Below are 12,961 nucleotides of genomic sequence, written 5' to 3' on the forward strand. Positions count from 1 at the left end.
ACGCGCCAGTCACTCCACTGGTTCGCGCTTTACCCCTGGGAGGGGGAAAGTCATGAAGACCCACCGTACCGTCTCCACCCTGCCGGCGCGCAGCCTGTTGTGCTGCGCCCTGGCCGCCTCGTTGTTCGCCACCACTCCGGCCATGGCCCAGTCCAGCAACGCCACGTTGCGCGGCCAGGTCGCCTCCGCACAGAGCGGCAGCGAAGTCGTCGTCACCAATCTGGCCACCGGCTCGGTGCGTCGCGCGCCGGTCAATGCGAACGGCAACTACACCATCGTCGGTCTGCAGCCGGGCACCTACAAGGTCGAATCCAACGGCGTCAGCCGCACGGTTACCTTGTCGGTGGCCTCCAGCGCCACCGTCGATCTCGGCACGGAGACGGCGGCCGCGCCCGCCGGCGATGCGACCACGCTGGACACGGTGACGGTCAGCGCGCCGATGATTCGCGACGTCAAGACGTCGGAGGTGGGCAACACCATTTCCGCGCGGCAGATCCAGCAGTTGCCGCAGGCCACGCGTAACTTCCTGGAGTTTGCAGACACCGTGCCTGGCATGGTGTTTCAGGTGGACGGCAACGGCAACACCAAGCTGCGCGGCGGTGCATCCAACGCCAGCGCCGGCAATCTGTACATCGATGGCGTGGGCCAGAAGAGCTACGTGCGCAGCGGCGGGGTCGCCGGCCAGAGCGACACGCAAGGCAATCCGTTCCCGCAACTCGCCATCGGCGAGTACAAGGTGATCACCTCCAACTACAAGGCCGAGTACGGCCAGATCAGTGGCGCGGCGATCACGGCGGCCACCAAGTCCGGCACCAACGAGTTCCACGGCGAAGCGTTCTACCGTTATACCGATCAGGACCTGCGCGACAAGCGGCCGGACGAGGAAGAAAACGGCAAGATCGATTCACAGACCAAGGAATATGGCTTTGCCTTGGGGGGGCCGATCATCCAGGACCGCATGCATTTCTTCGTTGCCTACGAGGGCAAGGAGAACGTCGCGCCCAAGAGCGTGCAACCCAGCGCAGAGGCCGCCGCGTTCGTCAACCAACTGCCTGCGGATCTGGCCAGCCAGTACGGCCCGGCCAACATGCCGTTCGAGGAAGACCTGTTCTTCGGCAAGATCGATTTCGAACCCACCGATCGCGATCGTATCGAGCTGAGCACGATCTACCGCGACGAAACGCAAACCGCCAACGTCGGCGGCACCAATACGCTGGCGCAGGCCACCGACAAGATCAACAAGGACAAGCGCACCAACCTGCGCTGGCAGCACAGTGCAGACAACTGGTTCAACGAGGTTATCGTTGGCACGGAAAACTCGGAGAACAACCCGACTCCGCGCACGCTGGGAAACGGCATCATCTACACCTATTTCCAGCCGCGCCCCGGCTCCACCGATATCGATGAGCGCACATTTTTGACCACCGGCTCGGCCGGTGGCGCGAATGCGCAGCGCAAGAGCCAGAAGGGCTGGTTCCTCCAGAACGATCTGACCTTCACCAGCTTTCAGTGGCATGGCGAACACACCATCAAGATGGGTGTGAACTACAAGGACATCGAACTCACCTCGCAGGATTCGGCGGCGTTGAATCCGCAGTTCAGCTACCGCGTCAACGGCGGCAGCGTCGAATCCACGCCATATCGCGTGGACTTCATTGCGCCGTACACCACGCCCGGCCAGCGCGCCACGGTGGTCTCGCCGTCCAAGCAGTACGGCATCTACCTGCAGGACGACTGGGCCGCCACCGACAAGCTGATGATCAACATCGGCGTGCGCTGGGATTACGAAGACACACCGGCCTACACCGACTTCGTGACCTCGCAAGCCTTCGTCGACGCGCTGTACGCCAACGACGCGGAAAACCCCGGCCAACCGTGGGCCAACCGCCTGCTGCCGAGCGGCATCAACGTGGCGAACTACATCAGCACCGGCAACAACCGCAAGAACTTCAAGGATGCCTGGGCGCCGCGCTTCGGCTTCTCGTATGACATCTTCGGCGACGAAGCTGCCATCGTGCATGGCGGTGCGGCGCGTTCGTACGACCGCAACCTGTTCGAGCAGCTGGCTCTGGAAACCAGCAAGGCGGCGTTGTCGCCAGTGGCGGTGTATTTCGAAAATCCGGCAACCCAACAGTGCTATCGCGCTGACCGTACGTGCGTGGCGTTCGACCCGCGTTATCTCAACGGCATCGATCAGCTCAACACCATTCCCGGTGTGGCCGGCAGCGCCGAGCTTTTCATGTTCAACAACAAGCTCAAGACGCCTTACAGCGATCAGTACAGCATCGGCATCACCAATCAGGTGGGCGACTGGCTGACCGATGTGACCTTCCAGCGCATCCTGAGCTACGACGGGTTTGCAATGGGCCTGATCAACCGTTACCCGGATGGTTCCTACTTCCAGAACGGCAACGTGCCGTGGGGCGAGCCGGTGCCGGGCTACCAGAACACCATCCTGGGCAGCAACGGCCTGGAACAGCGCAACAGCCAGGTGCTGCTGTCGGCCGACAAGCCGTACACCAAGGAATCCGGGTGGGGCCTGACCTTGTCCTACACCCATACCAGCGCGCGCCAGAACCGCAACATCGACGAGCCTTACGGCTTCGACAAAGCCACCATCCGCGGCTATCCGTTCGTCAAATCCGACGCCGTGGCCGCACATCGCTTTGTCGCATCCGGTTCGATCGACGGCCCGTGGGGCGTGACCTTCGGTGCCAAGCTGGTGCTGGCAACGCCCGAGCCGATCAACACGATCGCCTGCTTCGGCTTCACCGATCCCGATGGTGCGACCTGCCAGCAGGTCGGCGTTACCCCGCCGGGCAGCGGCAAGTTCCTGGTCGGAGGCGACATCTGGGGCTATCGCACGGTGGACTTCCAGGCCACCAAGGAGTTCACCGTGGTCGGGGACTTCAAGCTCAACGCGCGCGTGAACCTGCTCAACGCGTTCAACTTCAAGAACTACAGCGCGTACGCCTATAACGGCTTCGGCAGCAACGGGCAGTTCGATCCGGACATCGCCATCAACACCAGCGGCGAGATCAACTACGTGCCGCGCAGCGTCGTGCTGGAAATCGGCGCCAAGTTCTAGTTGGCCTCCATCGCCACGCGCGCCGACATGGGCGTTTGGTGGTTCGAACGGGGCCAGCTGGCCCCGTTCGTTTGTCCGTCTTCCCTTGATCAGGAACGTGCAGGCATGATCCCCGCTCCACTTCGCAACATCGTCATCGTCGGCGGCGGTACCGCTGGCTGGATGGCGGCCGCCGCCTTTGCGCGCGTGCTTGGCCCCACCTTCAATGTGCAGCTGATCGAGTCCGAACAGCTGGGCACCGTCGGTGTGGGCGAAGCCACCGTGCCGCACATCAAGGCCTTCAATAATCTGCTCGGCATCGACGAAGCCGAGTTCGTGCGCCAGACCCAGGGCAGCTTCAAGCTCGGTATCGCGTTCGTCGACTGGCAGCGCCCCGGCACCTCCTACATCCATGGCTTCGGCACCCAGATCGGGCACCCGCTCGGGCTGCTGCCGTTCCATCAGTACTGGATCAAGCAACACTTGCGCGGCAAGGCGCAGCAGTTGGGCGCCTATACGCTCAACACCGTAGCCGCGGTGCGCGGCAAGTTCATGACCTCGGCCGGCGATGTGCCGGCCAATTCACCGTTGGCCAACATCGCCTACGCGTATCACTTCGATGCCTCGCTGTACGCGCGCTTCTTGCGCGGCTTTGCCGAAGCGCGCGGCGTGCGCCGCATCGAAGGCATGGTGGACCGTGTGCACCTGCATCCCGAGTCGGGCCATGTGGTGTCGCTGCAGCTGGCGTCCGGCCAGCTCATCGCTGGCGATCTGTTTATCGATTGCTCGGGCTTTCGCGGCCTGTTGATCGAAGACGCGCTGCACACCGGCTACCACGACTTCACCCACTGGCTGCCGTGCGACCGCGCCCTGGCGGTGCCTAGCGAAAACGTCGGCCCGCCCACGCCGTACACGCGCTCCACTGCGTGCGCGGCCGGCTGGCAGTGGCGCATCCCGCTGCAGCACCGCACCGGCAATGGCTATGTGTATTCCAGCGCGCACATCAGCGACGACGAAGCCGCCGCCAGCCTGCTCGCCAACCTGGATGGCAAGCCCTTGGGCGACCCCCGCCCGCTGCGCTTCACCACCGGCCGGCACAAGCAGTTCTGGAACCGCAACGTGGTTGCGCTGGGGCTCGCCAGCGGCTTTCTGGAGCCGCTGGAATCGACCAGCATCCATCTGATCCAGTCCGGCATTTCCAAGTTGCTGGAGCTGTTCCCGCGCGAAGGCATCAGCCCGGTGCTGGTGCAGCGCTACAACGACCGGCTGGCGTTCGAGTTCGACCGCATCCGCGATTTCCTGCTGCTGCACTACCACGCCACCGAGCGCGACGACAGCGCGTTCTGGCGGCACTGCCGCACCATGCCGATCACCCCCGAACTGCAGGCAACGCTGGACCTGTTCCGCGACAGCGGGCGCTTCTACCGCAATGCCGAAGAGATGTTCGCCGAGATCAGCTGGGTACAGGTGATGGTGGGCCAGGGCATCCTGCCGCAGGGTTACCACCCCTTGGTGGATCAGGTACCCGACCGCGATGCCGAAGGCTTTCTGGCCAGCGTGGCACAGACCATCGGCCACTGCGTGGATGTCATGCCGACCCATCAGCAGTTCATCGATCGCTACTGCAAGGCGGCTGCGCCGCGCTGAGCGACGGCACGTCCGGCGCAATCGCCACATGCACTGATCGGCGGGCAAAAAAAAGGATCGGGCACAAGGCCCGATCCCTTCGAAAACCGGGACCAGCCCGGTGGACAATGAGTGGCACAGCTTCCGACTGACATCGGACGCGGCATGCTAACCAGACTTTAACGTTAAAGCAACACTTTAATTCTTTTGGTTTAACTCATTGATTTAACACAAATCGGATGCAGCGATGTGTTGCCCAGGGCCCATCAGTCTCGGTGCTGTGCCACCGCCGCGCGGATCTCGTCCTGGATGGCGGCGGCAGCGGCGGCCGGGTCGGCAGCCAGGCGGATCGGCCGGCCGACCACAATCGCGTTGGCGCCATCGGTGAACGCCTGCGCCACGCCCACGGTGCGTTGCTGGTCGTCGCCGACCGGGCCGCCGGGGCGGATGCCGGGGCAGACGATCGAAAACCCCGGGCCGGTGGCGCGGCGGATCGGGCCGGCTTCCTGGCCGGAGGCGATCACCCCGTCGATGCCGGCGGCCTGGGCGGCCAGCGCGCGCTCCACCACTACGTCCACCGGTTCGCGGTCGATGCCCATCGCGGCCAGGTCCGGGCGGCCCATCGAGGTCAGCACGGTCACCGCCAGCAGGCGCATGTCGCCCTGGTTGGCTTCGGCGGCGGCCTGCAGCATGCCGGCATGCCAGCCGTGCACGGTGCAATAACTCACCGGCCACTGCGACAGGCGGCGGATGGTGCCGGCCACGGTGGCAGGGATGTCGAAGAACTTCAGGTCGACGAACACGCGCTTGTTGCGCTTGGCCAGCGCATCGAGCACATGGAAGTACTCGCCCGAGGCCAGCAGTTCCATGCCGATCTTGTAGAAGGACACCGACTCGCCCAACCGGTCCACCCAGGCGATCGCCTCGTCATGGCCGGGCACGTCCAGCGCGAAGATCAGCCGCTCGTGCGCGGCCAGCGGCAACGGTGCGCGGCTCATCGGGCCACCTCCAGCGCGGCGCGCTTGGCGTCGTGGCGGGTCTGCCAGGGTTGCGAATAATCGTTGTTAAACTGCGCCGGCTCCCAGCCGCCATAGCTGGGATTGGGCAGCATCCACCAGCGCTCGCCGAACCAGTCGTGGTACTGCTGCAGCAATGCGCCGCGCGCCTGGCCGGTGTTGGCGGTGACCTGCACGAAGTCGCCCAGCTGGTCGCCGAACTGCATCAGCACGCGGTAGGTCTGCCCGGCCAGCTGGCGCCGGCAGTTCTTCTCGCTGCCGTTCTGCTCGCAGCCCTTGACCACCGTGCCTAGGCCCAGAAACACGCTGTCGTCGGCCACCGGCAGCCCGGCGCTGCGCAGGTTGGCCAGAGTGGCGTCCTTGAGGTGCACGGCGCGGTTGGAGATGTAGATCAGGGTGATGCCGCGGGCGTTGGCGGCCTTGGCGAAATCCACCACGCCCGGAATCGGCTTGGCCTTCTTCTCGGCCACCCACTGGTCCCAGCTCAACTCGTCGTATTCCTTGCCGTCGCGCAACAGGCGCGCCTGATAGGGCGAGTTGTCCAGCACGGTCTCGTCCACGTCCAGCACCACCGCCGGCTTTAGCCCGCTGGCGGCATTGCCGCGTTCTTCGGGGACCAGCGCGTCCCAGTTGGGCTGCTTGAGCGCGGCATCGAGCTTGTCGGCCGCAGCGCGGTAGGTCTGCTCGGCCACGGCGCGGTATTCCTCCGAGCGCTGCATCCACAGCACCGCATTGAGGTTGTCGTCGCCGGCCGGGAGCGTGCTGGCATGTGTGGCGGGCGTGGCAGACGCCGTGCCGGCAGCATCGGCGGAGGCGGCCGCAGGCTGCGCCGGCGACTTGTCGGCGGGCTTGCAGGCGCTCAAGGCCAGCACGGTGCAGGCGAGCAGGGACAACGGTGCGTAAAGCGAGGGGCGCATGGCATCCACCAGAACAGGAGCGGTCATTAAGCCCGCGATTTTAGCGGGTTCGCGCCTGGCCGCCCGCTGTTGGCGACAGCAAGGCCCGTGGACGCGACACGCACCCATGGGAGGTGACTGCAGCGATGGCCCTGCGTGGCAGTGGTGGCTGGAAACCGCGTAGCGGCCGACGACTGCCATGGCGCATGGGCTGCGACGGCGCACGCGCTGCCGCCCGCAGCAGCTTGGCGGCACGCACAGGCTGATCGCAGGCGCCTCGAAGAACACCGACACAGGATCGGCATATCCTTGTGCGCTGATTGCCCCGGAGTCACCGATGACAGAGACCTCGCCACCGCCCGTTCTCGATACCGCCCAGGCCCGCGTGCTTGGCTGCCTGATCGAAAAAGAGGCCACCACCCCGGACGCCTACCCGCTCACCGTCAACGCCGCACAGGTGGCCGCCAATCAGAAGACCGCGCGCGAGCCGGTGCTGAACCTGCAGACCGGCGTGGTGCATCACGCGCTACGCCAGCTGGAAACGCTGGGCCTGGTGCGCCAGCAGTTCTCCTCGCGTGCCGAGCGTTACGAACACCGGCTGGGCAGCGTGCTGGATCTGACGCGCCAGCAGGTGGCCCTGATCGGCCTGCTGCTGTTGCGCGGCCCGCAAACCCTGGGCGAGTTGTTCGCGCGCAGCGAGCGGCTGGCGCGCTTCAACGATGCCGACGACGTGCGCCATCACCTGGACCGGCTGATCCAGCGCAGCCTGGCGGTGCAACTGCCGCGCGCCAGCGGCCAGCGCGAGGACCGCTACATGCATCTGCTCGGCGGCGAGCTGGATCTGGACGCGCTGCAGGCCGCAGCTGCCACGCGCGAGAGCACGCCGCGCGGCGCCGACAGCGCTGCGCTGGAAGCGCGCGTGCAGAGCCTGGAAGAGCAGCTGCAGGAATTGCGCGAGCAGGTGACCGCGCTGCGCACCCGCCTGGGCGAGTAAACGCAGGAAGCGAAGCGCTCGCGCCGCCGCCAGGCGCACGCCGGCGATGTCTGGTGGGGCACGGACCGCGCGCGCACTGCGGTGACTGCGCGCCATCCCCGATAACTGCCCGCCACGCTGCGAGCCGCCCCGGGCAAGTCACCGGTCGGCCTTGGCGGATCACACCGTCGCCGGCACCCGTTCCAGCACGCCGCCCGCATAGTCGGCCTGGAACGGCAGGTCCGGCCGGTGCACGTAGCCGATGAAGCAATCGCACCGCGTATTGGGGCAGCTGCGGGCACGCAGCTGCGCGGCGAAACTGCCGTCGTAGAGATTGCCCAGCGGCGTAGCGACGAAGTGGCAGCGCCGCACGGTGCCGTCGCCATCCACCGACAGCACCGACTCGCCGGTCAGGCAGGGCGCGCCGAAGCTGGGCGGCGGGGCGAGGTTGTAGCCGAAATGCGGATCGATCCGGCTCAAGCGCTGCACCTGCTCGGGCGTGTAGTAGTCCGGCGGGCGCGGATCGAAGGCGTTGAGCCACATCGGCGTGGCGGCAGGCAGCGCAGCGCGTAGCGCCTCGATCTCGTCCATGTGCGCGTGCGAGGCCACCATGCCCACGCTGTGGCGCACGCCGCGTTCGCGCAACGCCTGGCAGCGCCGCAGGAAGGCTGCGCGCGTCACCTGGCTGGGATGGTAGGTGCACCACAGCGCCAGGCGGTCGAGATTGGCCGCATCCAGCCAGCGCATGCCCGTGCACAGGTTGGTCTGGATCGCCACCCGGCGCAGCTGCGGCAGCTGGCTCAGCTGCACCATCGCATCACGGTAATGCCGCCGCACCAGGCCCTCGCCCCAGGGCGTGAAAAGGATCGACAACGGCCGCGTCTGCGCCTGTGCCCAGCCGACGAACCGCGCCAGATCCTGCGCATCGCGGCGCAGCGCGGCGGGGCTGTCGTAGGTCTTGGCGAACGGGCAGTAATCGCAGGCGTAATTGCAGCTGCTCAGCCGTCCCCGATAGAGCAATGACAGATGCATCGGTCGCTTACCCGACCTGGTACTGCTGCATGCGCTCGACAATCGGCGCAGAGGTCAGCCAGGGGCCGATGGTGTCGGCCCGCTCCATGCCTGCGGCGGTGAGCGCCAGCAGCGTTCCGTGCTGCTGCGCCAGCCCCAGCGCCAGCAACTCCTGCAGCTGCGGCAAGGCCTCCAGGCAATCGAGGCCGAAGCGCCGACCAAAGTCGTCGCGGTCCAGCCCCGGGAACACCAGCAACGACTGGATCGCATGCCGCCGCATGGCATCGTCGGCATCCAGCGCGATGCCGTAGTCGGCGCAGGCGAAGCTGGCCGGATCGCGCGCCAGGTAGTGATCGAGAATTTCCGCCACCGAGCGCCGGCTGACCCCGTATTCGCTGGAGTAATGCAGGCCGGCGGTATACGAGCGCGCGCCGCAGCCGATCCCCACCATGCCATCGCTCTGGCAGCAGTATACCGGCGCGTCGCTATCGCTCGCATGCGGGGCGCGGAACATGCGCATCGAGACCTGGGTGTAGCCGGCCGCCAGCAGATGATCGCGTCCGGCCCGGTACAGCACCAGGCGCTCGTCCAGCGGCTCGGGTTGCAGCACGAAGCTGCGTCGCCCGCCGCTCTTGGCCTCGATCCGGCCCAGGCCGGTCATCGGCCGCACGTACAGCGGATACAGGTACAGCTCCTCGGGCGCATGCCGCAGTGCGCTGTCGATGGAGGCCAGGAAGCTCTCCACGGTCTGCCCGGCGATGCCGTAGATCAGGTCCAGGTTCAGCGTCGGGATGTCCTGGGCGCGAATGATGGCGATCGCCCGCTCCACCGTGTCGCGCTGCTGCGGCCGCACCAGTGCGCTCACTTCGGCGGCGCTGAAACTCTGGATGCCCATGCTGACGCGATCGATGCCGGCCTGCCGGCAGACCCGCAGCCGCTCGGCATCCACCGTTTCCGGGGAAACTTCGATGCCGGCCGGAATGGTGTCCAGCGCAATCGTCGCGTGCCGCGCCACCATGTCGAACACGCGCTGCAATTGCGCCGGATCCAGATAGCTCGGCGTACCGCCGCCCATCGCAAAACGCACGAAGCGGTGCGTGCCCAAGGCCTGCACGGTGGCGCGCAGTTGCTGTTCCATCTGCAGCAAATAGGCCTCCACCTGCGCCGCTGCCGGGCGCGCCAGCGCGAACAGGTTGCAGAACCCGCAGCGGTACGAGCAGAACGGGATATGCAGGTACAGGAACAGCGCCTGCCGGGGTTCGTCGGCCCAGACCTGCGACAGCGGCACGGCCGGCTGCAGCGGCCGGTAACTGGTCTTGTGCGGGTACGAGTACGAATAGGCCTGGTACGGCGGCTGGCGCAGCAACTCGGCCAACGAAGGCAGGCTCATGGGGTCACCAGGAAATGGGCATAAGGCACGGTCATCACCACTTCGTGGGCCAGGCGATGGCCATGGTAGCCATCCTCGCCGTAGGCGGTGCCGTGATCGGAACAGACGATCGCAAACGCACCACCGCGCGCGCGCAATGCGGCAAACAACGGCGCCAGCGCCGCATCCACATAGCGCAGCGCGGCGCAGTGGCTGTCGAAGTCGTCGCGTACCGCGCCGGGGACGTAATGGCAATTGGGCTGATGCAGGGCCGAGACGTTGATGAAGAGAAAACAGCGGGTATCGCGCAGGGCGGGGTCGCCCAGGCGTGCGCAGGCCAGTGCGACCTGGCGCTCGGTCGAATCGGCGGCGGTGACGCCAAACTCCGGCGACCAGTGACTCTCGCCGAACAGGCCGGGCAGCTGCGCGCCGAGCGCGTTGGCCTTGTTGAAAAAACCGGTGCCGCCGATGCATAGCGTGTGGTATCCGCAGCGCGCCAGGCCATCGACGATATCGCCGCTGTCGGCGAACACCTGGGTCTGCGCGACGATGGTCTCGCTGCCGTCGAAGGCCAGCGCGAACAGGCGCGGATGCGGGCCCTGGCGCGCCGGGGTCGGTAAGAACCCGGCGAAGAACGCCATATGCGCCGCGTAGGTAAAGCTGCCCGGCGTGTGCCGCCGCTCCCAGCCATCGGCCGGCAGGTACGGCGCCAGCACCGGCAGCTCGCCCTGCGCAAAACAGCGCTGCGCAGCGTCGTAGCGCAGCGTATCCAAGGTGATCAGCACGATGTCGTGCGCACCGACGATGGCGCGCATGTCCGGCAGCATCTCAACCATGCAGGCGGTTCTCGCAGCGCGCGTCGGCGGTCATGCCAGCAGTGGCGAGGACGGTGCCAAGTGCTGCCTGATCCTCGTAAGTGGTGCGCCCCTGCCAGCGCAGCTGCGGCAGCAGGTCGCCAAAGCCGTTGGCTTCCAGCACATGGCAGCGCCCGGCGCGCTGGATCAGGTCGAAACCGATCATGCGACAGTCGGCGAACGCGCTGGCCGCCTGCGCCACGGTGCTGGCCACCGCCGCATCCACCTCGTCGCTCTGCCAGGCCTGCGCCGGCAGGCGCCGGTTGCCCAGGTGCAGATTGGTCAGCGCACCGCGGCTGGCACGTGCCACACGCTGCCGCGCCGCACCGTCGAACGCGACCACGCGCAGGTCGTAGTGATAGCCGGGCAGGCCGGGCGCGCGCGGCTTGGGAATCCACCGCTCCAGGTAAGCGCCCTGCGCGGCGATCGCATCCACCAGTGGCGCGATCTCCTCGGTGCGGGTGTAGCTGCGCTGGCGCAATGCGTTGAACACCCGCACCTGGCCGTCCTGCACCACCAGCTCGGCCGAGCCGCTGGCGATCTGGCGCCCATCGCGGTGCCAGCGATACGCCAGCACCCCCGCGCCGGAAGATCCGTAGCGCGGCTTGAGAAATGCCTGGCTGCAGCCGCTGGCCTGCAGGCGTTCGCGCAGGCCGGCATAGCTGTCGACCGTGCCCAGCAGCGCCGGCACGGTGACACCGGCCGCAGCCAGGCGCTGCTGGCAGCCAAGCTTGTCGGTCATGGCCAGCAGACCCGCCGGTGAATTCAGATAGCGCGCCGCCGGCAAGGTCGCAAACAGGTCTGCAACCCCCGCATACCACAGCTGCTGATGCGCGAGTTCGCCATGCGCCAATGGCGCAGGAGCCGCCCCCGGCCGCCCCAGACAGTGCCAACCGCGCACGATCAGCGCCTGATGCAGCGCCGGCGCCTCGCCTGGCGATTCCAGCTTGACCAGCGCGGCCGGATGCCGCGCCAGCCAGTCCTGCAACGGCGCTGTGGTGTCCAGCAGCTGCAGATAATCGAACACCGTGGCCGCAGGCTGCCCCTGCGCCTGCAATGCCTGCTGCAGGGCGGCGACCCTGCGGCTGTCCCGTGGCCCCACCACGACCCAGTGCGCGCTCACGTCACTCGGAGACGGCGACGTAGCGCTCGTCTTCTTCTTCCTCTTCCGGGTCTTCCAGGATCACCGTCACCGGCAACGTCGCCAGACGGGCCTGCCAGTCAGCAGAAATGTAGTGGTGGCTCAGATCGATCCGCTGCAGCTGGCCCAGCTGCGTGCTTTCGACCAGGGCGCGCGCACCGGCATCGCCGATGGTGCCCAGCGACAGGTCCAGCGTGTCCAGGCTGCCCAGCCACGGCTGGGTGGCCAGCCAGGTCGCCAGTTCGTCGGTGTTGGCGGCATTGCGCAGGCCCAGATAGCGCAGACGCTCCGGGCCGATGGCTGCCAGCAGCCGCTGATAGGTGCCCAGGTCGCCGTCGTAGCCGTAATCCTCCACACCCAGCCATAGCTCCAGGTGCTGCAGCGCCGGCAGCGTGGAGTCGGCGATCGCCTGCACGATGGCAGACGGCAGCCCGCCGCATTCGATCGCCAGTTCCTGCAGCTGCGTATGCGTGAATGGGGTCAGCACCAATTTGGACGAACCGCGCACGCGCAACGATTGCAGCGCCGGGAACGCCGCCAGCAGCGGGGTGTAGTCGGTCTGGATGATCCACGACACCTCGCAGTCCTCGCAGACCATGTCGCCGACGAACAGCGCGCGCAGCGCGGTCAGTTCGTCGCGGCGTTCGATCAACCGCTGCAGATAGCCGCTGGGGCCTTCCTCGTAGGATTCGCGCCAGGGGCCGATGATCAAGGCCTGGATGCTGGCCGGGTCGACCTGCGCCAGCAGGCTGTCGAGCAACTCCGCCTGGCTGCCTTCGCCTTCGTACTCCTGACGCAGCCGATACACCACATCGCCGCCGCTGGCGGGCTGGCCCACGCTGAAGTCCACCACGCGCTTGCCGCGATAGAATTCCGAATACTCGCCGATCGTCATTGCATTGCCTCCCTGGCTCGGTGAGCTCACAGGATACCCGTACGCTCATGGCAACCTCGTTAATGCCATGCGCCACCGCTTCATCACCCGTTCCACAGGCGGTCACCGGTGCC

General features: G+C 66.7%; 10 protein-coding genes. 3 read left to right on the top strand and 7 right to left on the bottom strand.

From position 1 onward, the window contains the following. Positions 1 to 52: 52 nt before the first annotated feature. Both FHY19_RS16770 and FHY19_RS16775 read left to right on the top strand, forming a co-directional pair. Entirely contained in the window at positions 53 to 3,088 is a 3,036-nt protein-coding gene (locus tag FHY19_RS16770) for a TonB-dependent receptor (RefSeq protein ID WP_259167318.1), read from the top strand. Between the two features lie 27 nt (positions 3,089 to 3,115). Next, positions 3,116 to 4,714 (top strand): tryptophan halogenase family protein, encoded by a 1,599-nt coding sequence (locus FHY19_RS16775; RefSeq protein WP_259167319.1) that lies wholly within the window; start codon positions 3,116 to 3,118, stop codon positions 4,712 to 4,714. Between the two features lie 245 nt (positions 4,715 to 4,959). Here FHY19_RS16775 and pyrF read toward each other — a convergent pair whose 3' ends face one another. Together pyrF and FHY19_RS16785 are read right to left on the bottom strand one after the other, a co-directional pair. Next, positions 4,960 to 5,691: an orotidine-5'-phosphate decarboxylase gene (gene pyrF, locus FHY19_RS16780; RefSeq protein ID WP_259167321.1), complete on the bottom strand. Its 732-nt coding sequence runs from the start codon at positions 5,689 to 5,691 to the stop codon at positions 4,960 to 4,962. After that, positions 5,688 to 6,635, bottom strand: a complete 948-nt coding sequence (locus FHY19_RS16785) for a 5'-nucleotidase, lipoprotein e(P4) family (RefSeq protein ID WP_259167372.1) — start codon at positions 6,633 to 6,635, stop codon at positions 5,688 to 5,690. The genes pyrF and FHY19_RS16785 overlap by 4 nt, the downstream gene beginning before the upstream one ends. Before the next feature lie 307 nt (positions 6,636 to 6,942). Between FHY19_RS16785 and FHY19_RS16790 the strand changes: the two genes are divergently transcribed. After that, complete coding sequence (locus FHY19_RS16790) at positions 6,943 to 7,599, top strand: YceH family protein (protein WP_259159992.1); 657 nt, start codon at positions 6,943 to 6,945, stop codon at positions 7,597 to 7,599. Between the two features lie 159 nt (positions 7,600 to 7,758). Here the strand turns inward: FHY19_RS16790 and FHY19_RS16795 are convergent, their stop codons facing one another. Genes FHY19_RS16795 through FHY19_RS16815 form a run of 5 tightly spaced genes read right to left on the bottom strand, consistent with a single transcriptional unit; the run spans position 7,759 to position 12,848 of the window. Continuing rightward, on the bottom strand, positions 7,759 to 8,610 hold the full coding sequence (locus FHY19_RS16795) for an STM4011 family radical SAM protein (RefSeq protein ID WP_259167325.1): 852 nt from the start codon (positions 8,608 to 8,610) through the stop codon (positions 7,759 to 7,761). Between the two features lie 7 nt (positions 8,611 to 8,617). Continuing rightward, on the bottom strand, positions 8,618 to 9,979 hold the full coding sequence (locus tag FHY19_RS16800; protein WP_259167326.1) for an STM4012 family radical SAM protein: 1,362 nt from the start codon (positions 9,977 to 9,979) through the stop codon (positions 8,618 to 8,620). After that, the gene (locus FHY19_RS16805; protein ID WP_259159997.1) at positions 9,976 to 10,794 is read right to left on the bottom strand and encodes an STM4013/SEN3800 family hydrolase; all 819 of its coding nucleotides are present in this window, start codon (positions 10,792 to 10,794) and stop codon (positions 9,976 to 9,978) included. Before FHY19_RS16805 ends, FHY19_RS16800 begins: the two co-directional genes overlap by 4 nt. Further along, on the bottom strand, positions 10,787 to 11,917 hold the full coding sequence (locus tag FHY19_RS16810; protein ID WP_259167373.1) for an STM4014 family protein: 1,131 nt from the start codon (positions 11,915 to 11,917) through the stop codon (positions 10,787 to 10,789). Before FHY19_RS16810 ends, FHY19_RS16805 begins: the two co-directional genes overlap by 8 nt. A gap of 19 nt (positions 11,918 to 11,936) precedes the next feature. Continuing rightward, positions 11,937 to 12,848, bottom strand: a complete 912-nt coding sequence (locus FHY19_RS16815) for an STM4015 family protein (RefSeq protein WP_259167327.1) — start codon at positions 12,846 to 12,848, stop codon at positions 11,937 to 11,939. Positions 12,849 to 12,961: the final 113 nt, after the last annotated feature.

The organism is Xanthomonas sp. 4461 (assembly GCF_024806475.1).
Lineage (GTDB): Bacteria > Pseudomonadota > Gammaproteobacteria > Xanthomonadales > Xanthomonadaceae > Xanthomonas > Xanthomonas arboricola_F.

Coding starts and splice junctions, on each gene's coding strand:
- pyrF (WP_259167321.1), bottom strand. CDS start 5,691: ATGAGCCGCGCACCGTTGCCGCTGGCCGCGCACGAGCGGCTGATCTTC.
- FHY19_RS16800 (WP_259167326.1), bottom strand. CDS start 9,979: ATGAGCCTGCCTTCGTTGGCCGAGTTGCTGCGCCAGCCGCCGTACCAG.
- FHY19_RS16805 (WP_259159997.1), bottom strand. CDS start 10,794: ATGGTTGAGATGCTGCCGGACATGCGCGCCATCGTCGGTGCGCACGAC.
- FHY19_RS16790 (WP_259159992.1), top strand. CDS start 6,943: ATGACAGAGACCTCGCCACCGCCCGTTCTCGATACCGCCCAGGCCCGC.
- FHY19_RS16775 (WP_259167319.1), top strand. CDS start 3,116: ATGGGCGTTTGGTGGTTCGAACGGGGCCAGCTGGCCCCGTTCGTTTGT.
- FHY19_RS16795 (WP_259167325.1), bottom strand. CDS start 8,610: ATGCATCTGTCATTGCTCTATCGGGGACGGCTGAGCAGCTGCAATTAC.
- FHY19_RS16770 (WP_259167318.1), top strand. CDS start 53: ATGAAGACCCACCGTACCGTCTCCACCCTGCCGGCGCGCAGCCTGTTG.
- FHY19_RS16815 (WP_259167327.1), bottom strand. CDS start 12,848: ATGACGATCGGCGAGTATTCGGAATTCTATCGCGGCAAGCGCGTGGTG.